Genomic DNA, 23,119 nt, shown 5'->3' with positions numbered 1-23,119 from the left:
GACTGGTGGCTGCCTTGGCGTTGGTGTATGCGGCGGCCATGTCTGAATATGTTCCCCCGGATACACCGCTAGAGGTTTTGCACGAAGATCACGAGATTGTCGTGGTGGACAAGCCGGCGGGGCTTTTGTCGGTGCCCGGAAAGGGTGCCCATCTGGCGGATTGTTTGCTTGCACGGGTGCAGGTGGCTTTCCCGACGGCGCTACTGGTGCATCGATTGGACCGGGATACTTCCGGGGTGATGGTCTTTGGGCTGACGCCCCATGCGCAACGACATCTGGGGCTGCAGTTTGAGAAGCGCACGACGAAAAAGACATATATCGCAAGGGTTTCAGGGAGACTTGAACCGAAACTCGGCACCGTTGATCTGCCGCTGATCGTGGACTGGCCGAACCGGCCTTTGCAGAAGGTTTGTTCCGAGACGGGCCGGCAAGCGGTGACCGACTGGCGGGTGATGAAGGCTTCGGCACAAGAGAGCCGGGTGAAGTTGATGCCGAAAACCGGGCGAAGCCACCAGTTGCGGGTTCACATGCTGGCCCTGGGGCATCCGATTCTGGGCGATCCACTTTATGCAAGTGGCGCTGCGGCGGCCTTTCCGCGGATGATGCTGCACTCGGAAGAACTGCGGTTGCGGCATCCTGATGGCGGCGTGGGCATGAAGTTTCGCGCAGCGGTGCCGTTCTGATCTGAAACGTACTGGGTGTACGGGATGTACACATGTTATGTACGTTTTGCCTTAGCGGCGCAGCACCCGGTCGGTGAGATTGAGACGTCCGGCGATGACCGGTTTCAGGGCGGCGGAGAGCGCCGGGTCATCGGCCTGTAGCAGCTCTAGTTCATCGAGCCGGTTGGTGGCAATGAGATTGAGCGCGTCGTCGCGCAACGTGCCATCCTCGGAGCGCGGCAGGGCGGCGACGGGCTGGATCAGCTCCGGCAGAGGTTCGGGTGCGAGGCCGCGAAGCTCCGTCGTGGTCAGGTCGGTCTCGACGAAGGCATAGAGGCCCACACCCTTCGCCGGGAGTGCGTAGGTGTGCAATGCCACATCGCTGACCTTGGGATGCGCCGAAAGCGCCGCGATCAGGGTGGGGCCGTCGCGCGAGATCCGGTCCTCGGTGCCTTCGCCATCCGACCAGTTCATCAGCCGCCGGGTGATGAAATTATAGAGCCGTTTGCCGGTGGCCATCCAGATGCGTGAGGGCAGCGCCTTGGTGGCAAGCATCCTGTGTTCAGATGGCGTAAGAAGATCCGGCGCATAGGCGCGTTTCTGCTTCAGCAGGTGGCGCAGATCTTCGCGGGCCATGGTGCGAAAGAGCGTGCCTTGGCGGCGATGAACCGATGCCAGTTGAAAGTCGATCACGGCGGCGCGGCCATCGGGTGTCATCAGCCAGTTCTGCGGCTTTGCGATGTCGTTATGAGTGACACCCGCGCGGCGCATCTGACGCAGCAGGCGTTTCGCGTCTTTGTACCAGCCGGCATTGGTTGGTTTTGCAAGTTGCAGCGGCGTGCCCTGCGTCCAACTGCGCAGAAGGCCGGTCTTGTCGATACGAACCAGAACCGGCGTGCCTTCGATCCCCTGAACGGCGCGCAGCCCCTTGATTTCCTTGCGGGCGAGGAACCATGCGATGGGACGGGCGTAGAAGGGTACACCGTCAAGCTTGCGCAGCACCACGGGGAAGTCGGGCATGCCTTCCAGCGTGCCCGAAATGGTTTCGGAAAAGATATCGCGCTTGTGCACGGTGCCGGGCACGAAGCGGGCTTTTGCGATATCTGTGTCGTGTGTCATGAGGGCTGTCTTAGAGCGATTGGCCGGAGGGCGCCAGATGTGAGCTGGGTGTAGCCGGGGATTGTAAGGTTCATGCAATCATTTGTCGGGCAATACCCGTTTTGCCGTTAGTTGTTTCGTTCCCAACATACCGCGTGAGCGCCAGAAACTGCGCCATAGCATGATAAATAACGCCACACGGCGTCACAGCCGCAGCCAGTCTTCTGGGCAAATGTCGGGGTTCGAGAGCTTATCCTTGGCGAACCAGTCTTTTGGGGCCACGACCAGCTTACCTGGATGGCTGTTCAGCCAGGCGCCCCACCACGAGAAGGTGGAATTGGCGATCACGTTATGGGCGCAGAGTGATATCAGGCGTAGGTCGAAATGGCCGGTTTTCTCATCGTTGAGGTCGACGAACACGCTCTCCTGCCCGAGGTCGAGATTCTCGCGGGCCCAAGCGGGATCGTTGGAGATGACAAAGCAGGTGAGCGACGTGCCGAGTTTTTTTGCCAACAGGTCCGCTGCGGCGCGGTAATAGTCGGGCGAACAGGCAGCGTAGCTGCCCGAGGCGATGTAATCGCCACGCCTGACATGCAGCGCGACGGGGGTGGGGGCCGTGGCAATTTGTGCGGCCATCTCGGCATTGGCGGGGTTCAGTTCGGTCGTGAAGGTCAGATCCGCGCGCAGTTGGTCGATGATCGGTTTGAAATACTTCTGGGATTGCCAATACCCATGCAGGTAGGAGTTTGCCGGTAAATCGAAGAAACCCGGGTCGAAGCCCAGCTCCCGTTCGCGGTGGAATTTCGGATCGCGGCCGAACTTGCGCCAGAGGCCGTAGCGCAGGGCGCCGTCTGATTTTGACGGGGGCAGGTTTTCATCGCGGCTGAAGCGCGCATTCCGGAAATGACCAAAGCAATCACCCCGGTCGGCGCTATCCGCGACATAGCGCGTGTCCAACACCAGATCACAGCCCAGATGATCTGCCAGCGCCCGCCCGGCAGCATATTGAAAAAGCTGGTTGCCTGCCCCGCCAAAGAGTCGCGAGATGATGCGGTCAGCCATGCAAACCGCCCCTGCAGGGAGCCTCGGAATGGCGCGACAGCCGGGTCACCGCGTTGCGGTATTTCCCACGTGACAGCTCGCGCCGCAATTTCTCAAGCAGGGGTTTCCGACCGCCCTGAATGGTTGACCCATCCAGCGTGTCCCCGATTTCCAGCACCCCTGAAGGATAGACCACCGCCGGGCGCAACCCGGTGAACCAGTGGCTTTGCACAAAGGTGTCAACGGGCCGGTCGATGCTTCGTGACAGATCCAGAAGGTGCTCGGCCGCCTCAAGGCTGACCATCTGCGCCGTGGTGCGCAATCCGCCCTGCTGCGGCACGGTCAGGGCGCAACCTCCGGCGCTATCGACCAGGAACCTGGGCTCTTTCGGGGCGCGGGTCTGGAATTGGATATAACCCAGCCGCGCGATGTTATCGATCGCCAGGGTAAGGGCGTTTTTGAACCTGCCCGGCTCAAGGCCCGCATCGTCTTCGATGATGAAACCGGCAGGGATGCCGCGCCGGACGATCTCGGCCCAGATCTGGCGGTGGCTGAGGAAGCAGCCGATCTCGCCGGTCTTGAGCGGGAACGGGTAGCGCGGTTCAAAGATCTGTTCGCGCAAAATTTCAGCAATGTCAGACGAGGGCAGCGCGCGCCCGTCAACCGCGGGCCAGATTTCCGCATCCAGCCCGCTTGTATTTTTGAGTTTGTGCGCGTTTGCCCGGCGCTTTTCTGCGCGGGTCAGGTGCAGGACAAAAGCGCCGATCTGCATGGTTCAGACGCCCGGCGTCCAGCCCGAAACGGCCTTGACCTCGACGAAATCCTCGATGCCCCATGTGCCGCCTTCGCGCCCGTTGCCCGATTGCTTCATGCCGCCGAAGGGGGAGCCCGCAGCGCGGCTCTGGCCATTCATCTCGACCATGCCCGAGCGCAGGGCGCGCGCCAGTCGGTTGGCGCGTGCCGGATTGGTGGTCTGCACGTAATTGGTCAGGCCGTAGGGGGTATCGTTGGCGATCCGCACGCCGTCCTCTTCGCTGTCAAACGGCATGATCGACAGGACCGGGCCGAAGATTTCCTCCTGCGCGATGGTCATGTCGGGGGTGACGTCGGCAAAGACGGTGGGTTTGACATAGAATCCACGGTTGAGGCCATCAGGGCGACCGGTGCCCCCGGCCACAAGGCGCGCGCCTTCGTCGATGCCCTTCTGGATCAGGTCCTGGATCTTGTTGAACTGCACCTCGTTTACCACCGGACCCACATGGCGGCCTTCGTCATGTGCGGAGCCGACAGTTACTTTATTGGCGGTCTCGGCAGCGGTTTCGACGGCCTGATCATAAAGCTCGCGCTGGACCAGCATGCGGGTGGGGGCATTGCAGGACTGGCCGGTGTTGTTCATGCAATGCAGCACGCCGCGTTTGACGGCTTTTTCATCGGCATCGGCAAAGATCAGGTTGGCGCCCTTGCCGCCGAGTTCCAGGCTGACGCGCTTGAGTGTATCGGCGGCGGTTTTCGAGATCAGCTTGCCTGCGCGACTTGATCCGGTGAAACTGACCATGTCGACATCCGGATGGGCGCAAAGCTGGCTACCCACGCCCACGCCATCGCCATTAACCAGGTTGAAGACGCCCGGTGGCAGACCGGCCTCATCGACGATCTCGGCGAAGAGGAGGGCGTTGAGTGGTGATTCCTCGGATGGTTTCAAGACCATCGTGCACCCGGCGATTAGCGCCGCAATAACCTTGAGCGTGACCTGGTTCATCGGCCAGTTCCACGGCGTGATCAGGGCACAAACGCCAACCGCTTCGTGAATGATCCGGTCATTCGGGGCGTGATCGCCAAGAGGGGCGTCAAACGCATAATCCTTGGCGGCGGTGATGAAATTCTGGATGTGCCAGCTGCCGGCGCCAACCTGCTGCTGGCGCGCCATGTCGATGGGCGCGCCCATCTCAAGGCTGATCGCCTGCGCCATTTCCTCGGCCTTGGTATTGTAGACCTCAAGAATACGTTCGGCCGCCGCGATTCGTTCTTCTGGTGGGGTCGCCATCCAGCCGGGCAACGCGGCCTTGGCAGCGGCCACTGCAGCATCTGTATCGGCCTGGCCACCCAAAGAGATCACTGCGCAAGGCTCCTCGGTGGAAGGGTCGATTACGTTGTGATCATTTGCTACACTGGGTGCGACCCAGCTGCCGTTGATGTAGAATTCTCGTTTGTCGATCATGGTTGACCTCCGTCAATTTTGCGGCACTGTGTCAGGGGAAATGCTGGCCTGCAAGGTGTGATGTTAGCCGAGTCGGATAATTTGATCAAATTTTGCGAAACGCCGAAAAAACAACTGAAAAGGAAGACGACATGGGACTGCGTATCAACGATACCGTACCGAACTTTACCGCTGAAACAGACCAGGGGACAATCAGCTTTCACGACTGGATCGGTGATAGCTGGGCGATCCTGTTTTCGCATCCCAAGGATTTCACGCCGGTCTGCACGACCGAGTTCGGCGCCGTCGCGCGACTGAGCGACGAATGGGAAAAACGCGGCACCAAGGTGATCGGCGTTTCCGTGGACGGGGTTGAGGATCACAAGAAGTGGAAAGGCGATATCGAACAGGTGGGCGGAGCCAAACCTGGATTTCCGATTATCGCTGACGAGGGTCTGGCGGTATCCAAGGCGTTCGACATGCTGCCGGCCGAGGCCTATATGCCCGATGGCCGCACACCCGCCGACAGCGCCACGGTACGCAGTGTCTTTATCATCGGGCCGGATAAGCAGTTAAAGTTGAATATGACCTACCCGATGACCGTGGGCCGCAACTTTGCCGAAGTGCTGCGGGCTCTGGACGCGCTGCAAACCAGCACCGGTAAGGGCGTGGCTACCCCTGCGGATTGGCAGATGGGCGAAGATGTGATCATCCCGCCGACCGTGTCGAACGAAGACGCCAAAGCCAAGTTCGGCGAGTTCGAAACGGTGCTGCCATATCTGCGCAAGACCAAGATGCCAAGCTGAGCGGGTGATCGGTCGGCGGCCTGATAGGCCGGGCCTCAAAAAAAGAGCAGCGGGCAAGGCCATGTCCGCTGCTCCATCATTTCCTGCGCTCGTTCTACCGGCTGGCAGGACCGCTACCGGTAGACCCGAAGCATTGCCAACGCCCGCGCATCCGCTGCTTCTTCAAACCGGCCCTCGGCAAGGTCCGCCCGCAGAATGCCGATATCTGCAAGCTCGGCATCGGTGTGTTCCGAAAGCAGTTTGATCGCGGTGTTTGCTTCGCGCATCTGTTTGATCCGCGCCAAGGCGTTAGAGATTCGGTTGGTAATGAAATGCGGCGTGAAAATGCCATCAGGCGCCGGACCCTTATGGCTGATTGATGAATGTGTCATTTGAATACGTCCTCTGACTGTGAAGTGACCTTCTGATAGCGCCACTGTGTTTCAGCTTGTCATCGGTGAGGTCGAAGTTGTGTTTCAATGATTTCAATAGGCGCAGCGTTCTGTTTCAACCGCGCAGGGTAAGACTGTATTTCCTGGCGACTGGCCGGCTCAATTGAACTCAGAACCAAGGACGTTGCGGGGATAAAGCGCGGATCACCTGTGCTGAATCGCCATCCCGAAGTCTGGCTGTTATGCGGCTTTTGGGGGGGGCTCGCCTCGCACAAATGATTTGGGGAATTCGCTCTTCCCTTGGCCATAGATATCCGATCCGGCCCGGCGTTGAGGGCGCCAACTGCGTCTTTCACCACATCACGCTCTGGTGACCACCCCCGGCTCCACCTTGGAAATTCGGTGGCTGCGCGCCATCTTATGCCTAATGTCACGCGTAAGAGGAATGCCATGCCCTATAACAAAGACCCCGATGCCATCGCCCGCCTGAACCCGGAACAATACCGGGTGACCCAGCAATCGGGCACCGAACGCCCTGGCACTGGCGAATATCTCGGCAATAAAGAGCCGGGTATCTATGTCGATATCGTCTCGGGCGAGCCGCTTTTTGCCTCGTCGGACAAATATGAAAGCGGCTGTGGCTGGCCCAGCTTCACCAAACCGATCGAACCCGCCCATATCAACGAGCTGCGGGATGCCACGCATGGGATGATCCGTACCGAGGTCCGCTCGACCCATGGCGACAGCCATCTGGGCCACGTCTTTCCCGACGGGCCGCGTGATCGGGGCGGGCTGCGCTATTGCATCAACTCGGCCTCGCTTCGTTTCGTTCACCGTGACGAGATGGAGGCGGAAGGCTATGGTGAGTACCTGAACCAAGTGGAGGACGTATCATGACCGAACGCGCTGTACTGGCCGGAGGATGTTTCTGGGGAATGCAGGATCTGATCCGCAAACTGCCCGGCGTTACCTCGACACGTGTTGGGTATACCGGCGGCGACGTACCCAACGCCACCTATCGCAACCACGGCACCCATGCCGAGGGGATCGAGATCACGTTCGAGCCTGACAAGATCAGCTATCGCGAGCTGCTCGAATTCTTCTTTCAGATACATGACCCAACCACGCCCAATCAGCAGGGCAATGACCGAGGGATGTCGTATCGCTCGGCGATCTATTATGTCGACGACGACCAGAAGGCGGTGGCCGAGGATACTATCGCTGATGTCAACGCCAGCGGCCTCTGGCCCGGACGCGTCGTGACCGAACTGGAACCGGTCGGCGATTTCTGGGAGGCCGAGCCCGAGCATCAAGACTATCTTCAGCGCCTCCCGAACGGCTATACATGTCACTTCATCCGCCCGGGCTGGCGGCTGCCGAAACGCGACGCTGCCGAATAGTCAGATGCAACTCGGCCAACCTGCGCCCGAACTGAGTGTGACCACCTGGATTGACGGGGCTGGCCAGCCAACGAAGAAGCCGCTGCAACTGGCCGATCTGGGGGATGGGTTCAAGCTGATCTATTGCTTCCAACACTGGTGCCCCGGTTGCCATTCCCACGGTTTTCCGACCCTGCAAATGCTGGTCAGGGCGCTGGCAGGCAAGGGGTTTGGGTTTGCGGTCATTCAGACTGTTTTTGAAGGGTTTGAGGAGAACACAGTCGACAGGCTACGCCCAACGCAGGAGCGTTATGGCCTCGCCATCCCCTTCGGCCATGACGTGCAACCGGCGGGCGCGGGCCTGTCGGGCTTCATGCTGGATTATCAGACTGGCGGTACGCCGTGGTTCACGGTGATCGACCCGCAGGGTCGCGTGATCTATGCCGATTTCAACCTTGATCCGGCGCGGTTTCTTGCGGCGCTTGGGCAGGATGTACCGGACGGCCAATGGGCGTGACCTCGATCGGATTGGGCGGCGGCTGTCACTGGTGTACCGAGGCCGTTTTTGTCGCGCTGCGCGGTGTGTGCCGGGTGGATCAGGGTTTCATCCGTGCCACGACGCCGGATGAGGGCTGGTCCGAAGCAGTGGTCGCGCATTTCAATGCCGATGCCATCCCGCTTGAGGCGCTGATCGAGGTGCATCTGCGCACCCATGCCAGCACATCTAACCACAAGATGCGCGGCAAATATCGCAGTGCCGTCTATGTCCGCTCTGACGCGCAACGCAAGCAGGCCGAGGCGGTGCTGGATGGTTTGCAGTCCGGTTTCGATGTTCCGCTTGTTACAAGGGTGCTGGATTTCGAAGGGTTCAAGCCCTCGGAAGTGCGGTTTCAGGACTATCACCGGAAAAACCGGGGCGGGCCGTTCTGTACCCGATATATCGATCCGAAGCTGGATCTGCTGCGCAAGGAGTATCGGGAATTGCTGACAGAAGGAGTATCCGCAACGCCTTGAAGATGTTCCCTGGCCCGTACACCGCGCAGTGGAATGGACAGCGCGCCTGAATTTGCCTATCGCTTGGCAAACAGGTTGGGGCAGATATGGCGAAGCGCGAGACGTTCAAGATCAACGGAACCGAGATTGCGCCCGGCTCGCGCAAGACTGTGGACGTGCCGGTCAGTACGCTGTCGGATCACACACCGGTAAATCTTTCGGTACATGTCATCCACGGGAAAAAGCCCGGCCCGGTGATGTTTGTTTCGGCTGCCATTCACGGAGATGAGGTGATCGGGGTTGAAATCGTCCGCAGATTGCTGAAGGCGGAGGCGCTGCATAATATGGCAGGTACCTTGCTGGCGGTGCCGATCGTGAACTCCTTCGGGTTTCTCAACAACACGCGCTATCTGCCGGATCGGCGCGATCTGAACCGATGTTTTCCGGGACAGGCTGAAGGTTCGATGGCGTCGCGGCTGGCGCATATTTTCATGACGGAAGTCGTTGAACGGTCCGATGTGGGCATCGATCTGCATTCTGCCGCCATTCACCGCACCAACATGCCTCAGCTACGCCTGACCCCGGGCAATGAGCGGCTGCGCGTACTGGGTCAGGCCTTTGCCGCGCCGGTGATGATGCATTCGAAACTACGCGACGGGTCTTTGCGCTTGGCGGCGGAAGAGGCGGGCGTGGATGTGCTGCTCTATGAGGGCGGCGAGGGGTTGCGGTTTGACGAACTGGCCGCGCGTGCCGGTGTCAGCGGCATTTTGCGGGTGATGCGACAGCTTGGCATGATCGCCGCCAAAGGCGTGCCCAAGGCGCGGATCAAACCGGTCTTCTGCAGTGCCTCAAGCTGGTATCGCGCGCCCGCAGGCGGCCTTTTTCGCGGCTACCTGACGATTGGCGACACGGTAGAACCCGGCACGGTGCTGGGGGCTGTCACTGATCCGTTCGGTGAGGTTGAAACCGAAGTCATGGCGGATGCCGAGGGTATCGTGATTGGACGCACCAACATGCCGGTCGTTTATGAAGGTGAGGCGCTGTTTCACATCGCCGAGACGCCCCGCGCCGATGATGCCGCCGAAGGTGTGACCGCGCATCTGGAGGCCGCACCGCTTTACGACGAGGACGAGATCATCTGAGACCAACCCGTTAGTGTCCTAAATGCATACGTGATGCGAGTGTCCGAATTGGTGCTACATGGCAGTATTCATCTCCGCCACCTTCGGGAATTGGCGTAACGCCATTCCCTACGTTCCTTTATGTTTCGGATCCATGTATTCAAGGCCGTTCTCGGCGCGTTTCAAGCTGCGCAAATGTTAAGAAAGATTCAGAATGGATAGGGCCCCGAACCGGTTTCGACTGGTATGCGTGTTGATTGAAACCCGTCCTGCCAGCGATGCAGCATGAAGCCATCCGTCTGGTCCATAAATCCAACCGGCGTGTCTCCTGCCACATCAAATTCAAAACAGCTACAGGATGACGGGGAAGATAAGGCTGTCTTGCCGCCGACATTTGCCACCATCGTGTTGTGGATATGGCCACATACCACCCGAATTTCAGTGTCAACTCCACTCAGCACTTTTGCCAGTTTCCCGATACCTTCAAGGCCAATTCTATCCATGAAGGCAATCCCACTGGGGAATGGCGGATGATGTAGCGCCAAAAGGACTGGGCGTGATTTGTTGGCTGTTATCGCGGTTTCAAGGAAATCCAATGTGGCCGCGTCAATTTCTCCGCCACCTGCACCTTCAACCAACGTGTCCAGTCCGATGACATCGATGTCGCCGATCTGCTGATGCCAGTTCAGCTTGCCGGCTGAAGGCAAATATCCCTGTTCAGAAAAGGTCCTGCGCATCGGTTCACGCAAATCGTGGTTGCCGGGAATGACAAAAAGAGGCGCTTCCAGTGGCGCCATGAGAGATTTAAAGAACGCGTAGCTTTCGGCAGTACCATCGTCACTTACATCTCCGCTGACCAAAATTGCGTCGATCTTGCCAAACTGAGATTTGTTCGCCGAAACGCGCTTCACAAGTTTTTCCAACGATGCCGCGGTATCGAGACGCCCGGATACCAACTGTCCCGGTCGCACGATATGCGTGTCCGAGATTTGCAGAATGGTGGTCATTTGATCCCGGCCCTCAGGAAGGCCTGAACGAACTGGCGCTGGAACAGCAGGAAAGCCAAAAGAAGTGGTGCAACAGACATCATGGTTGCCGCGGAAATCACGCTAATATCAACGCCGTTTTCAGGCGCGCCAAAAATGGACAGGCCCACGGTCAAAGGCCGGGTTTCGGGCGAATTGGTCACAATCAGGGGCCACAGAAAGTTGTTCCAATGGGTCGATACCGACACCAGCGCATAGGCCAGATAAGTGGGTTTCGCCAAGGGCACGTAGACCCGCCACAAAATGCCCAGCAATCCGCAACCCTCAATCCGCGCGGCCTCGTGCAGCTCGATCGGGACAGATTTGAACGATTGCCGCATCAGGAAGATGCCAAAGGCGCTGGCCATATAGGGCATGCCGACGCCGAGGATCGAATCGAACAGGCCCAGCCGCGAGACCATGGCGTAGTTTTCAACAATCAGCACCTCGGGCAGGATGAACAACTGCATCAGCACCAGAATGAACACAAAGTTCTTGCCGGGAAAGTCGAGTTTGGCAAAGGCAAACCCGGCGAGCGTTGTCAGGATGAACTGGCCGATCAATACCACCGTCACCAGAAGGAAGGTGTTGAGGAAATATCGCAACCAAGGGGCACCGTCCCAGGCGGTGCGGAAATTGTCGAGGGTCCAGGCCGAGAAAAGGTTGAAGTTCACCGCATCAGAGGTGGAGTGAAACGCGGCCCAGAACGCAAACATCAGCGGGGATATCCAGATTACCGCCAATAGGATCGCGCCCGCGGGTTCGATATACCTCAATACAGTGTTCATTGGTAATGCGTCCGGCGGTCCAGGTAGAAGAACTGGATCGCGGCCACAACACAGAGCACCGCCAATACAAGGATGGTCATGGCGGCGGCGTGGGGCGCGTCAAAGAAGGCAAAGGCCATTTCCCAGATGTAATAGAGGATCAGTTTTGAGGCATCCGACGGCCCACCTTTGGTCAGGATGAAAAGATGGTCGATGAGTTTTACCGAGTTGATCATCGCGTTGACCATGATGAACAGTGTCGTGGGCATCAATAGGGGCAGCACGATGCGGCGGGTGTAAGTCCAGCGGCTGCATCCTTCGATATCCGCCGCTTCCTTGAGGTCCTCAGGGATGGTTTGAAGGGCGGCGAGATAGAAGATCATGAAGAACCCCGCCTCTTTCCAAATGGTCACGATGATAACGGCCCACAGGGCGGTTTCCGGCTGGCCCAACCAGTTGACCGACGGCAGCCCAAAGAGCGATCCAATCTGATCGAGCACGCCTAGCCCCGGCGTGTAGAAAAACAGCCACAGATTGGCCGCTGCAATCATCGGCAGGACGGTCGGGGTGAAATAGGCAGTGCGCACGAAACCGCGGGCCGGGATTTTGGAATTGGCCCACAGTGCCATGGCCAGTGCAATGGCAATCGACACCGGGATGGTGATGGCAGCGTAGAAAAGGTTGTTCTTCACCACCAGCCAGAACGTGGGGTCAGCAAATAGATCTGCGTAGTTCTCAAGCTCGATGAATTCAGACGGTTTGCGCCGGGTCTTCTTGGAAAAGAGGCTTGAGACGAAGGTGGCGAAAGACGGATAAAAAGCAAAGAGTGACAAAAGCACGGCCGCCGGAGACAACAAAAGCCAGCCATAGATGGCTTGGCGGCGTTTCTCCAAATTGATGTGTTTGTTCATGTGATGCTTGCCCTGTGGCAAAGCACCGGTCCGATGTGCGGGCCGGTGCGGTTGGTATCAGCGATACGCTTTTAGCAGCCGGTCAGCTGCAGATTGCGCTTCGCCCAGTGCCTCGGCAGGCTCTTTCGCGCCTGTCAGCGCCGATTGGATGGCGTTGTTCAGGCCATCACGAACGCGTGCCGTTTCAAAGGTTGAAAATTCGGCAACCGCGTGTTCCAGCTGGTTTCGTGCCACGAGAGCCGGTGGAAACTCCTCGGTATAGGCTTTCAGCGCCTCGGTTTCATAGGCGGCGGGCGATACACCCATATAGCCCGTGGCGATAGACCAGGCGGCGGCCTGTTCAGGCGAGGTCATGAACTGGATCAGTTTCAGTGCTGCAGCTTGTTCTTCCGCCGAAGTGTCCTTGAACACATAGAAATTGCCGCCACCTGTGGGTGAGCCCTTGCGTATGTTGGCAGGCAACTCGGCCACGCCGAAATCAAAGCTGGCGTTCTTCTTCACGGCCGTCAGATTGCCGGTCGAATGCCACATCATCGCGGTTTGACCTTCGAGGAAGGCTTGGCGCAGCGTTCCCCACTCAACCGTGCCGCTTGGCATAATACCATGTTCAGCCGACAGTGACTGCCAGAATTTCAGGGTGTCAACAACAGCGTCGTCGTCAAAATGTGTAGTCAGCCCGTCGTTGGACATCACCTCTTTACCATTTTGGATCGCCAGCGCCTGGAACATCCAATAAGGGTAACCCGTGGACGGAATCATCAGCCCGTAAGTATCGTCCTTGGTCAGCGCCTTGCCTGCCTCAATCATCTCATCCCAGGTTGTGGGCGGGCTGTCGGGATCAAGGCCCGCGTCGCGGAACATGTCCTTGTTGTAATAAGCTACGATGGTTGAGCGTTGGAACGGAATGCCCCAGGTTTTGCCTTCGATTTTACCATTGGCCATCAGGGCCGGGTAGAAACTGTTCAACCAGTCTGTATCGTCAGTCAGATCGTCAAACGGCAGGATCAGGTCCTGTTCGATCAGGTCATAGGCATCGATCGAGAACATGACGGCCAACTGTGCCGGTTCGCCCGAGTTCAGGGCCGAAAGCGCCCGCACGCGGGTGTCGTCATAGTTGCCCGAATAGATTGCGTTGACGCTGATATCGGGGTTTGCCGCCTCAAAGTCGGCAACGATGCTGTCAACCACTTCGGTCAGCGCACCGCCCACGGCGATAGGGTAGTACATTGTCAGTTCGGTTTCAGCTGCGGCTGGCATCGCCATCCCGGCAACCAGAGCCGTTGAAAGGCCCAGTTTTCTCAGATGTTTCATTATTAGTTCTCCCTTTTGTTTTTGTTGTATTCTGGCGACTTACACCTCCGACATGCGGTCGCCTTCTTGGTTGAATTTGTGTAGGTTCGCAGCGTCGAATGCGATGTCGACAGTGGTGCCTTCGTCCAACAGTGCCAGACCGGGCTGCAGGACACTCAGGCCAACCGTTCCTTCGTGGCTGAGCCCTATCAGGGTTTCCGAACCCAGAAACTCCGCCTCGCTGACAGTGCAGGACAGTTGCCCTTCGCCTTTCGATACAATCGAGACATGCTCGGCCCGAAGGCCCAGCGTCAGAGACGCATCAAATCCACCCAGCACCGAAGATTGGATCAATGCCATCGGGGGGGCGCCAACAAACTCGGCCACAAAGGTGTTAGCAGGGCGGTTATACAGATCATCCGGCGTGCCAACCTGTTGGATACGCCCGTCTTTCATCAGTACCACTTTGTCCGCCATGCTCATCGCTTCGGTCTGATCATGAGTGACGTAGATGACAGTAATGCCAAGATCACGTTGCAGTTTCTTGATATCTTTGCGCACCGAATTCCGCAGTTTGGCATCAAGGTTCGACAGCGGTTCATCCATCAGGCACAACCGTTGTCCGGCCACAATCGCACGCGCAAGCGCGACCCTTTGACGTTGCCCACCGGACAATTCGCCGGGTTTGCGGTGTTCCAGCCCCTCCAGCCCGGTGATCTGCAGCGCACGCTTCATTTTCTTAGCCCGCTCGGCGCGGGGCACCCGGCGCACTTTGAGGCCAAAGATCACGTTTTCAGCCACAGACAGGTGTGGGAACAGGGCATATGATTGGAAAACCATCGACAGATTGCGATCAGACGCCGCCGAGGTGGTCACGTCGCGGCCATCGATCAATATTTGCCCTTCATCCGGGATTTCGAGGCCTGCCAACAGACGCAAGGACGTAGATTTTCCGCATCCCGAAGGCCCCAGCAGAGCCACGAAAGATCCTTCGTCGATGTCTAGCGAAATGTCTTCGACACCCAGTTGGCCATTCCAGCGCTTGGCCACGGCTTTCATTACAACAAAAGGTGCATTTGTCATGCGAACGCCCTTTCGGCAAGCAAAAGCCGATCGCCGATATCCTCAATCATTTGAGCGAACACACCTTCGGGTTTTTCATCCAACACGACACGATCCACATCGCGGATATTCTCGCCTGCCGCCGGGGCCAGACGTCCAAACTTGGTCGCATCCAGCACGAGAATTGAGGTTTTCGCGTTTTCGCGGATGCGTTCACGGGTACGCACTTCGGCGGCGTGAAATTCTAGCAGGCGGCCATCTTCAGCCACACCCGCTGACCCAAAGATCGCGAAATCTGCACGATACCGATCAAAGAACGTTACAACACCGTCGCCGAGAATATCGCGATCCGGCAAACGCAACTCGCCACCCGGCAGAATGATGCGATTGGACATCTCGTCACTCAATGCCATTGCCGCGCTCAGATTGTTGGTAATCACAGTCAGATTTGTGCGGCGCCTAAGGGCGCGTGCTACGCTCAGCGGGGTCGATCCGATGGAAATGAACAGCGTCGCACCATCCGGAATCAGTTCTGCCGCAGCTTCGCCAATCTCTTGTTTGCCGATGGGGTTGGTGGCGGCACGTTGGTCAAACGGTGTATTGCGCTGCTGTGCGTTCAGTTCGATGCGGCCGTGGCGACGGAGCAACATATCATCATCGCACATCTCGTCCAGATCTCGGCGAATGGTTTGCATCGACACGCCCATCCGCTCGGCCAGTGCACCAACGCTCATCACACCGCGCTCATGGACAAGGCCCATTATGCTGTTGTGTCGCTTTCGCTTTTTTTCGGACATCACCCCAGCCTTGAAGAATCGCTAGCAAACGCTAGAACCGAAATAACGACAAAACAACAAATATATCTACCATAGTTACAATTTGTCGCTATTTTCCGGTATGTATATATCAAGAATTATTAGTTTTGTTGTTTTGTAATTTTTTAGGTTTGTCATTTTCGATGGCGTTGCTACAGTCGGCAGATCGACGCTGGCGTGCTGCGGGCGGGTGATGGAAAACATAAAGGTTGCCCGTATTTATGCTAAGCACCCCTGAAATCTTTGACCGATACGAAGAAGTTCGACAAAGATTTCCAGTGGTGCGGCCAGTAGCGCAAACACAAGATATTTCGTCGCTCACCGAGATTGCCGATCAAGCTTCTGCCTTCGTGTTTGACGCGTTCGGCGTCTTGAATGTTGGAGATACGCTGATCGACGGAGCCGACCGTAGACTGCAAGACCTGCGCGACATGGGCAACGAGATCCGCATCCTAACCAACGCAGCCAGCTATGATCGCCAAGGGGCTGTAGAAAAATTCAAAAAACTGGGCATTATAGTTCACCCGGATGAAATCATTACCAGTCGAGATGCGGCGCTCGCTTGTCTGACCGCTGGCTCGTGGGGGGCGATCGCTGCCCCCGAAGACAAGATGAGCGATGTTGACTTTGATGTCATTAAACTGAGCGACAATCCGGTTGATTATGATCAGGTCAGTGGGTTTTTGTTCCTGTCGTCCAGTGGATGGACAGATGCGCGTCAAAGTCTCCTCAGCGCGTCATTGCGACATCATGATCGCCCTATTCTCATTGCAAACGCCGATCTGGTCGCGCCCCGCGACAATGGATTTTCGTTGGAGCCGGGACATTTCGGCCATTTGCTATTGGATCAGGGCCGGAAGCACGTTCACTTTTTCGGCAAACCGTTCCCTGAAGTTTATGACTTGGTCGAAAGTACCCTGCATGGCATTCAACCTGAACGCATTATCATGTGTGGCGATACGCTCCATACAGATATCCTAGGCGCGATCGCACGGGGGTGGCGCACTGTTCTGGTGACTCAGGATGGCCTGTTCGCGGGGCACAGCACCGAAGAATTTTGCACGAGATCAAACCTGGCACCCGATTGGCGCCTCGCCAGAATTTAGATAGCATCCATAGCGAACACATTGCAGACCTTGGAGTCAGCCCCCTAATTGGCTGCTTCCGTCCGCACAGCGGTCATTGCTCGGGCGTTGATTTAAGGCCGGCTCTGCGGGACCAGGAGTCATTTCGCTGCGCTCGCTCCAATAGCGTATTATTATACTTCCCCGGCGTCAGCGAATAGCACGATGAGCAGGCAGGCAGCATTGTTTTGCTAAGTGAGTGTCTTTCGCTCATCGTAATCCTTGAGGGGATACGAGATGAGAACGAAGACAGGGCCGAATGGATCGGCTGACAAACACGTCAAAGAGATCAAGCGTAAGACGCGTCGACAGTTTTCGGCGGAGGAGAAGATCCGGATTGTTCTGGATGGCCTTTGGGGGGAGAGGGACTGCCGCTAAACATTCCAATGCCCCGCGACCGAAGACTGCAAACTGTCTGTCAGATCGGCCTGGACGACCCTTCCAAATCTCTCACCCTTGAACAGCTGTCTGAGGAAGCCGGGGCATCATCCAAGACGTTGGCGCGGTTATGCGTGACAGAGCTTGGAATGGGTTTCTCGACCTGGAGACGTCGCGTGCGCTTTTCAATAGCCTTGGAGCTTTTGGCAAAGGGCCTTCCGATGAAACAGATTGCGGCTCGTTGCGGATATAAAGGCCCAAGCGCATTTTCCAAAGAGTTTGGCGCGCCACCGAGCGCATACCAAGATAGAAGGTGAAACAGAAAGCCGACATTCGTATCGCTGCGCACAACGCCAGCATTTTCCGCATTGTGACTATTTGCTTGCGCCAATGTGACTGATTTGAGCTGGGTAACGCCTGAAGGGCTGATTTTCGCTTCACGTAACCTTGTCGCGGTTCGTGGGCAGCAGGAAGATCGACACCGTCAGCAGGGCGAAGACGCATTCGTATACCTCCCACGCGCGATCTACATCGAAGGCGTCGATAACGGCGACGATGATACTGCCGATCAGGGCGGTCGCGGCGTGGCGCAGACCTGGTACCGGCACCGCCAGCGTGTCGGCGATACGCTGAACCCACGCAAGTCGCTGATAAAGCAGCGGCAGCACAACCAGATAGAGCAGCAGCACAACTGTCAGGATCGGGCCGAAGAGGGTTTTGGTCAGCTGCTTGTCGCCCACCACGATGTTATGCAGGTTGGTTTCATTCTGGATGTTGTTCTCCTGAAAATACTCACCCGATTCCCAGCCGAATATCCGTTGGCCCCACGAGACCTCTTCGCCAGCGGCGAAGAAGAACAGCAATGCGTAAAAGAAGGTCAGCGCCACAGCCAATGTTCCCGCGCGTCCCCGGATCGAAAGAGCGTTGCGGATCAGAACAATGCTTGAGATCAGCAGCGCGATGGCGGTGCCGTATTCGACAACACCGTCTTCAGCAGCGAATTTCAATGCGAAATAGATCTTGTCCCAAAGGCTGATACCCACCGTCAGCATCAGGACGGTGATGATGATGGACATCAGGGCACGGTCGATATTTTCCAGCGGCGGCATCGGGAACCTTTTTGGCTGTCATAATGCGGTGCGGTCCAGATAGGTGAGCAGGGCCGCTGCATCAAGCTATAACGCCAAATCGCGCGAGCCTTAGCGAAAAATGCCGCTTTTTGGCCAATCCAGCGCATTTGTGGCACGGCCGCCTTGCGCTCTGTGCTGCACAATGATGACATGCGCCGGTACCCGGGAAGGCAAATACCTCATTATGTATATTGTCATCCGGCCAAGCATCGGCTGTAGTTCAGGCTGATTTGTTGAAACCCAATGTTGAAGGCGACCCATGCAGTATCTTGCCCCAACCACTGTCGAAGAGGCGGTCAGCGCGCTGGCTGCCCATTCCGGCGATTGCAGACTTCTTGCGGGAGGTACCGACCTTCTGGTCAGGATGCGCTCTGATATGGCCGATCCGGATGCGGTTATCGATCTCAAACGGATCGACGCGCTGCGCCAGATCAACCCTGAAGATGGTGGGTGGCGCGTTGGTGCCGCCGTGTCGGGGGCCGAGATGGGCGAACACGAGGGGCTGGTTGCGGATTGGCCCGGTGTAGTGGAGGCCACCAACCTGATCGGATCGACGCAGGTGCAGGGGCGCTGCACGATGGCCGGCAATCTGTGCAACGCGTCGCCCGCTGCCGATAGCGTGCCCGCGATGGTCGCCGCAGGTGCGGTGGCGCGGGTTGTTGGGCCGGACGGCACACGGGTGGTGCCGGTCGAGGAAATCCCAACCGGGCCGGGCACGACGTCGCTGGCCAAGGGTGAGCTGATCGACGCGATCATCCTGCCGGAACGCGGTGCGCGGTCTTCGGACGCTTATCTGCGTTTCATTCCCCGCACCGAGATGGATATCGCCGTGGTCGGTTGTGCCGTGTCACTGACGCTGGATGAGGATGGCACCTGCACCGCCGCACGCGTGTCGCTAGGTGCGGTGGCCCCTACGGTGCTGCTGGTGCCTGAGGCGGCAGATGCACTGATCGGTACCAAGGTAGACGATACGGCGCTGGACGCGCTGGCGGCGGCCTGTTCGGCGGCGGCCAAGCCTATTGATGACAAACGCGGCACTGTTGATTTCCGCGTGCATGTGGCGGGTGTCCTTGCCAAGCGCGCCGCCAAGATTGCCAAGAAACGCGCAGGAGGTGCGGCATGAGCAAGATTCACATCACCACGTCAGTGAACGGCGACCCGACAGAATTTCTGTGCGAGGCGGATGAAACCCTGCTGGATGCGCTGCGCGATCGTCTGGGTATGACCGGGGCCAAGGAAGGCTGCGGCACCGGCGATTGCGGCGCCTGTTCGGTCACGGTCGATGGCCGCCTGGTCTGTTCCTGCCTGATGCTGGGCGCCGAGGCCGAGGGCCGCGAGATCGGCACCATCGAAGGCATGGCGGAGGGCGATCAGCTGCACCCGTTGCAGCGCAAGTTCATCGAACATGCCGCCTTACAATGCGGCATCTGCACGCCCGGCCTGCTCGTCGCGGCCAAGTCGCTGCTGGAAAAGCACCCGGACCCGACAGAGGAAGAGGCGCGGTACTGGCTGGCAGGCAATCTCTGCCGCTGCACCGGTTATGACAAAATCATTCGTGCCGTCATGGATGCGGCGCAGGAAATGCGGGAGGCGTCGTAGATGGCACTGGATGACAAACAGCAATACCAGACTCGTCAGTTCAAGGTTGTCGGCACACGGGTGAAACGCCCTGATGGCGTCGATAAGGTGACCGGCAAGGCGCGGTTCGGTGCGGATATGAGCGCGCCGGGCATGCTGATCGCCCATGTGCTGCGCAGCCCACATGCCCATGCGCGGATCAAGTCAATCGACACATCGGCCGCCGAAGCGCTGCCGGGTGTGCACGGCGTCGTCACCCGTGCGGATTTCAGCGAGATCACCGATGATGATTTCACCGCTGATATCCTCGATAACTGCATGGCGGGGGACAAGGCGCTTTATGATGGTCACGCGGTGGCCGCCGTGGCGGCGAACTCGGTTGCCGTAGCAAAGAGGGCGCTGAAGCTTATCAAGGTCGACTATGAGGTGCTGCCTCATGTCACCGATGTGGACGCGGCGATGGAAGATGGCGCGCCGGTTCTGCACGACGGTCGCGCCAACGAGACCGTCCCCGAGGGCATGTCGCCCAACGTGCTCGCGCGCTACGAATTTGGTCACGGAGATATCGAGGCCGGGCTTGCCAAAGCTGACCGGGTGATTGAACGCACCTACAAGACCGAGGCAACGCATCAGGGCTATATCGAACCCCATGCCTGTCTGGCCTCGATGGGTCCGGATGGGCAGGCAGATCTGTGGTGCTGCACCCAGGGCCACTACATGGTGCGCAACACCTGTGCGGCGATCATGGGAATGGAGCAGGGGCAGCTACGTGTCACCGCGTCGGAAATCGGCGGCGGGTTCGGCGGCAAGACAACCGTTTTCCTCGAACCGGTTGCTCTGGCGCTGTCACGCAAGACCAGTCGCCCGGTTAAGATGGTGATGAGCCGCTCGGAAGTGCTGCGGGCCACCGGGCCGACAGCATCAAGTTCAATAGACGTCCGCATCGGCATGACCAAGGACGGCCAGATCACCGCCGCTTTCGCCGAGTTGCGCTATCAGGGCGGGGCTTATCCGGGATCGCCAGTCGAATTCGGATCAATGTCGGCCTTCGCGCCCTATGATCTGGAAAACGTGAAGACCGTCGGTTGGGACGTAGTAACAAACCGCCCGAAGCAGGCAGCCTACCGCGCACCCGGTGCGCCGATGGCGGCCTATGCGGTCGAAAGCGCGATTGACGAGTTGGCCAAGGGCTTTGGCCTTGATCCGCTGGCAGTGCGCTTGAAAAACGCGGCGCGCGAAGGCACTAAGGCTAGCTACGGCCCGACCTTCCCGGCGATTGGTCTGGAAGCAACGCTACGTGCGGCCAAGGACCACCCGCACTGGGCGGCACCTCTAGGCGAGAACCAGGGGCGCGGCGTGGCTTGCGGCTTCTGGTTCAATTTCGGCGGCGACACCTGTGTAACGCTGAACATCACACCCGATGGCACCGTCACCGTGTCCGAGGGCAACCCGGATATCGGCGGCTCGCGTGCGTCGATGTCGATGATGGCCGCCGAAGAGCTGGGCATCCCCTATGAGCAAGTCCGCACAATTGTGGCGGATACCGGATCGCTGGGCCAGAACGAGGTGACCGATGGCAGCCGCGTGACCTTTGCGGTGGGGTTGGCCACAATCGAATCCGCCCGCGCTGCCAAGCGCGAGATGTGCAAGCGTGCGGCCATGGTCTGGGGCATCGAAGAAGACGCGGTGAAGTGGGAAGATGGCGCGGCCCATCCGGCGGGCGAAAACGCCGGGAAACACCCGCCGATGACCCTCAAGGAAATCGCCGCCGTGGCATCCAACACCGGCGGGCCGATTGCGGGCCATCACGAGGCCAACCCAGAAGGTGCGGGCGTGAGCTTTGCCACCCACATGGTCGATACTGAGGTCGACCCGGAAACCGGCGCGGTGAAAATCCTGCGCTACACCGTGTTTCAGGATGCGGGCAAGGCGGTGCATCCGGATTACGTTGAGGGGCAGTTCCAGGGCGGGGCGGTGCAAGGTATCGGCTGGGCGCTCAACGAGGAATATATCTATGGCGATGACGGTATCCTGCAAAACGCAGGCTTCCTTGATTACCGTATTCCCGTCGCGTCGGATTTGCCGATGATCGATACCGTGATCCTGGAGATCCCCAATCCGGGCCATCCCTACGGGGTGCGCGGTGTGGGCGAGACCTCGATTGTGCCGCCGCTGGCGGCGGTGGCCAACTCGGTTTCCGAGGCTGCGGGTGTGCGCCTGACGCAACTGCCGATGTCGCCGCCCAAGGTGTTGAGCGCGCTGCACAGCAAGTAGGAAAGGCGGCGAGCGATGGTCCAGGTGAAAATTTGGGGCTCGCTGGCCGCCATGACCGACGATCAGACCGAGGTCAAGATCGACGCGGCCACACTGCGAGAATTACTGGATGGGCTGGCCGGGAAATATCCCGGCCTCAGGCCCCAGCTTGATCGGGGTGTCTCGGTCGCCATCGACGGGCGGATTTACAACGATAGCTGGTTCACCCCGATCAAACCTGACAGCGAAGTGGTTCTTCTGGCCCGCCTTAAAGGCGGCTGATCACGGCGACGGGGCTTGCACGCCGGGCGCCATCTCTTGTAAAGGACCGCAGCGCTAATATGATAATGCGTAAGCCTCAATAGCTCAGCTGGTAGAGCAGGTCCTTCGTAAGGACAAGGTCGGGGGTTCGAGTCCCTCTTGAGGCACCACTAATTTTAAAATAAATGATAAAAATCAATATATTGAATAATACACCAATATCATAAACCACCCTTCTGACCACCTTTGTTGTGCGCTATCAAGAGTTACATTATCGGTCGAGGCTGATGAGCGAGAATTTAATCCGCCAAAGCAAGTTCTGAAATTGCGTCAGATTTGGCGTACTTAACTTTGGAACTATCCCAGTTGATGCTGCGAAGAGCTGACAGATAGCGCGTCCCGTAGTGCAGTATTCCACAACATCATCGTCTTTTTCGCAAACAGAAAAAAACGGTCATTGGAGCAATCGCGGCGAGCGGTAGCTTCGCGGACTAAACTGCCTTTTGCGGACGTAGCTATCGCTAACGCAGAAAACCATTGCGCTTGCAGCGAGGCATTACGAGATCGTTGCAGCTGTGGCTTGTTTAGATCGTGGTCGCTGTCTCTTTTTCCTTCCAATCAAGATATTTGCCAGAGTTCAGGACGCTCCACGCGATCCGAGCCAGCTTGTTGGCCAGTGCAACTCCGAGCTTGTTGTGCGACATGCGCATCGAGGCTTCCTCCAGCAAGGCACCAAAGCTGAACTTGGGCCAGTTCTGCGGGCGCATCATGATTGAGCCTCCCTATTTGAATGGGTCCACTGTTAAGATTAGGGAACGGAGGACCGAGGCTGTTGGGGTGTGTCAGACAATCAATCC

Annotated in this window: 26 protein-coding genes and 1 tRNA gene; 14 read left to right on the top strand and 13 right to left on the bottom strand. The window is 58.2% G+C overall.

Going from position 1 to position 23,119, the window contains the following annotated elements; all coding sequences use genetic code 11:
• Window positions 1–38 precede the first annotated feature (38 nt).
• Complete coding sequence (locus LC334_RS16095) at window positions 39–683, top strand: RluA family pseudouridine synthase (RefSeq protein ID WP_085801500.1); 645 nt, start codon at window positions 39–41, stop codon at window positions 681–683.
• Between the two features lie 51 nt (window positions 684–734).
• Here LC334_RS16095 and LC334_RS16090 read toward each other — a convergent pair whose 3' ends face one another.
• From LC334_RS16090 to LC334_RS16075, 4 genes are all read right to left on the bottom strand, one after another.
• Window positions 735–1,781 (bottom strand): serine/threonine protein kinase, encoded by a 1,047-nt coding sequence (locus LC334_RS16090; RefSeq protein WP_085801454.1) that lies wholly within the window; start codon window positions 1,779–1,781, stop codon window positions 735–737.
• A gap of 183 nt (window positions 1,782–1,964) precedes the next feature.
• Window positions 1,965–2,822: an alpha-1,2-fucosyltransferase gene (locus tag LC334_RS16085; protein WP_085801453.1), complete on the bottom strand. Its 858-nt coding sequence runs from the start codon at window positions 2,820–2,822 to the stop codon at window positions 1,965–1,967.
• The gene (locus tag LC334_RS16080) at window positions 2,815–3,573 is read right to left on the bottom strand and encodes a glycosyltransferase family 25 protein (protein WP_085801452.1); all 759 of its coding nucleotides are present in this window, start codon (window positions 3,571–3,573) and stop codon (window positions 2,815–2,817) included. Before LC334_RS16080 ends, LC334_RS16085 begins: the two co-directional genes overlap by 8 nt.
• A gap of 3 nt (window positions 3,574–3,576) precedes the next feature.
• Window positions 3,577–5,019 (bottom strand): aldehyde dehydrogenase family protein, encoded by a 1,443-nt coding sequence (locus LC334_RS16075; protein WP_085801451.1) that lies wholly within the window; start codon window positions 5,017–5,019, stop codon window positions 3,577–3,579.
• Window positions 5,020–5,150: 131 nt separating this feature from the next.
• Here LC334_RS16075 and LC334_RS16070 point away from each other — a divergent pair, with 131 nt between their 5' ends.
• Window positions 5,151–5,804 (top strand): peroxiredoxin, encoded by a 654-nt coding sequence (locus LC334_RS16070; protein WP_085801499.1) that lies wholly within the window; start codon window positions 5,151–5,153, stop codon window positions 5,802–5,804.
• Between the two features lie 113 nt (window positions 5,805–5,917).
• On the opposite strand, the gene LC334_RS16065 is transcribed toward LC334_RS16070, so the two are convergent.
• Window positions 5,918–6,175 (bottom strand): DUF1127 domain-containing protein, encoded by a 258-nt coding sequence (locus LC334_RS16065; RefSeq protein WP_085801450.1) that lies wholly within the window; start codon window positions 6,173–6,175, stop codon window positions 5,918–5,920.
• A 450-nt stretch (window positions 6,176–6,625) separates the two neighbouring features.
• Between LC334_RS16065 and msrB the strand changes: the two genes are divergently transcribed.
• From msrB to LC334_RS16040, 5 genes are all read left to right on the top strand, one after another.
• Window positions 6,626–7,072, top strand: a complete 447-nt coding sequence (msrB, locus tag LC334_RS16060; protein ID WP_085801449.1) for a peptide-methionine (R)-S-oxide reductase MsrB — start codon at window positions 6,626–6,628, stop codon at window positions 7,070–7,072.
• The gene (msrA, locus tag LC334_RS16055; protein WP_085801448.1) at window positions 7,069–7,575 is read left to right on the top strand and encodes a peptide-methionine (S)-S-oxide reductase MsrA; all 507 of its coding nucleotides are present in this window, start codon (window positions 7,069–7,071) and stop codon (window positions 7,573–7,575) included. Before msrB ends, msrA begins: the two co-directional genes overlap by 4 nt.
• Before the next feature lie 4 nt (window positions 7,576–7,579).
• Window positions 7,580–8,071: a peroxiredoxin family protein gene (locus LC334_RS16050; RefSeq protein ID WP_085801447.1), complete on the top strand. Its 492-nt coding sequence runs from the start codon at window positions 7,580–7,582 to the stop codon at window positions 8,069–8,071.
• Window positions 8,062–8,568 carry a peptide-methionine (S)-S-oxide reductase gene (locus tag LC334_RS16045; protein WP_085801446.1) on the top strand — a complete coding sequence of 169 codons (507 nt, stop codon included), beginning with the start codon at window positions 8,062–8,064 and terminating at the stop codon, window positions 8,566–8,568. The genes LC334_RS16050 and LC334_RS16045 overlap by 10 nt, the downstream gene beginning before the upstream one ends.
• An 86-nt stretch (window positions 8,569–8,654) precedes the next feature.
• The gene (locus LC334_RS16040) at window positions 8,655–9,689 is read left to right on the top strand and encodes a succinylglutamate desuccinylase/aspartoacylase family protein (protein WP_085801445.1); all 1,035 of its coding nucleotides are present in this window, start codon (window positions 8,655–8,657) and stop codon (window positions 9,687–9,689) included.
• Between the two features lie 188 nt (window positions 9,690–9,877).
• Here LC334_RS16040 and LC334_RS16035 read toward each other — a convergent pair whose 3' ends face one another.
• The 6 genes from LC334_RS16035 to LC334_RS16010 are packed head-to-tail and all read right to left on the bottom strand — an operon-like array spanning window position 9,878 to window position 15,520.
• Window positions 9,878–10,675, bottom strand: coding sequence for a phosphodiesterase (locus LC334_RS16035; protein ID WP_085801444.1), 798 nt, complete (start codon window positions 10,673–10,675; stop codon window positions 9,878–9,880).
• Window positions 10,672–11,481: a carbohydrate ABC transporter permease gene (locus tag LC334_RS16030; RefSeq protein WP_085801443.1), complete on the bottom strand. Its 810-nt coding sequence runs from the start codon at window positions 11,479–11,481 to the stop codon at window positions 10,672–10,674. The genes LC334_RS16035 and LC334_RS16030 overlap by 4 nt, the downstream gene beginning before the upstream one ends.
• A complete protein-coding gene (locus LC334_RS16025; RefSeq protein ID WP_085801442.1) occupies window positions 11,478–12,371 on the bottom strand; it encodes a carbohydrate ABC transporter permease in 894 nt (297 codons plus the stop codon). Before LC334_RS16025 ends, LC334_RS16030 begins: the two co-directional genes overlap by 4 nt.
• A gap of 57 nt (window positions 12,372–12,428) precedes the next feature.
• Window positions 12,429–13,682: an ABC transporter substrate-binding protein gene (locus LC334_RS16020; RefSeq protein ID WP_085801441.1), complete on the bottom strand. Its 1,254-nt coding sequence runs from the start codon at window positions 13,680–13,682 to the stop codon at window positions 12,429–12,431.
• A gap of 39 nt (window positions 13,683–13,721) precedes the next feature.
• Window positions 13,722–14,744, bottom strand: a complete 1,023-nt coding sequence (locus LC334_RS16015; RefSeq protein ID WP_085801440.1) for an ABC transporter ATP-binding protein — start codon at window positions 14,742–14,744, stop codon at window positions 13,722–13,724.
• A complete protein-coding gene (locus LC334_RS16010; protein WP_085801439.1) occupies window positions 14,741–15,520 on the bottom strand; it encodes a DeoR/GlpR family DNA-binding transcription regulator in 780 nt (259 codons plus the stop codon). Before LC334_RS16010 ends, LC334_RS16015 begins: the two co-directional genes overlap by 4 nt.
• A 239-nt stretch (window positions 15,521–15,759) precedes the next feature.
• Here LC334_RS16010 and LC334_RS16005 point away from each other — a divergent pair, with 239 nt between their 5' ends.
• On the top strand, window positions 15,760–16,644 hold the full coding sequence (locus tag LC334_RS16005; RefSeq protein WP_085801438.1) for an HAD-IIA family hydrolase: 885 nt from the start codon (window positions 15,760–15,762) through the stop codon (window positions 16,642–16,644).
• A gap of 404 nt (window positions 16,645–17,048) precedes the next feature.
• On the top strand, window positions 17,049–17,357 hold the full coding sequence (locus LC334_RS23295; RefSeq protein ID WP_085801437.1) for a helix-turn-helix domain-containing protein: 309 nt from the start codon (window positions 17,049–17,051) through the stop codon (window positions 17,355–17,357).
• Between the two features lie 120 nt (window positions 17,358–17,477).
• Here the strand turns inward: LC334_RS23295 and LC334_RS15995 are convergent, their stop codons facing one another.
• Window positions 17,478–18,149 (bottom strand): hypothetical protein, encoded by a 672-nt coding sequence (locus LC334_RS15995; protein WP_085801436.1) that lies wholly within the window; start codon window positions 18,147–18,149, stop codon window positions 17,478–17,480.
• Window positions 18,150–18,429: 280 nt separating this feature from the next.
• Here LC334_RS15995 and LC334_RS15990 point away from each other — a divergent pair, with 280 nt between their 5' ends.
• From LC334_RS15990 to LC334_RS15970, 5 genes are all read left to right on the top strand, one after another.
• Complete coding sequence (locus LC334_RS15990; protein ID WP_085801435.1) at window positions 18,430–19,293, top strand: FAD binding domain-containing protein; 864 nt, start codon at window positions 18,430–18,432, stop codon at window positions 19,291–19,293.
• Complete coding sequence (locus tag LC334_RS15985; RefSeq protein WP_085801434.1) at window positions 19,290–19,769, top strand: (2Fe-2S)-binding protein; 480 nt, start codon at window positions 19,290–19,292, stop codon at window positions 19,767–19,769. Before LC334_RS15990 ends, LC334_RS15985 begins: the two co-directional genes overlap by 4 nt.
• Complete coding sequence (locus LC334_RS15980; RefSeq protein WP_085801433.1) at window positions 19,770–22,022, top strand: xanthine dehydrogenase family protein molybdopterin-binding subunit; 2,253 nt, start codon at window positions 19,770–19,772, stop codon at window positions 22,020–22,022.
• A gap of 15 nt (window positions 22,023–22,037) precedes the next feature.
• Entirely contained in the window at window positions 22,038–22,283 is a 246-nt protein-coding gene (locus tag LC334_RS15975; protein WP_085801432.1) for a MoaD/ThiS family protein, read from the top strand.
• Window positions 22,284–22,356: 73 nt separating this feature from the next.
• Window positions 22,357–22,432, top strand: a tRNA-Thr gene (locus tag LC334_RS15970).
• Window positions 22,433–22,846: 414 nt separating this feature from the next.
• Here the strand turns inward: LC334_RS15970 and LC334_RS15965 are convergent.
• The gene (locus LC334_RS15965; RefSeq protein WP_085801431.1) at window positions 22,847–23,032 is read right to left on the bottom strand and encodes a hypothetical protein; all 186 of its coding nucleotides are present in this window, start codon (window positions 23,030–23,032) and stop codon (window positions 22,847–22,849) included.
• Between the last annotated feature and the right edge of the window lie 87 nt (window positions 23,033–23,119).

The organism is Roseovarius aestuarii, from assembly GCF_019966515.1.
In the GTDB taxonomy this organism is placed as follows: domain Bacteria; phylum Pseudomonadota; class Alphaproteobacteria; order Rhodobacterales; family Rhodobacteraceae; genus Roseovarius; species Roseovarius aestuarii.
Note: the sequence above shows the minus strand (reverse complement) of the source record. Positions and strands in the feature narration are given on the sequence as shown.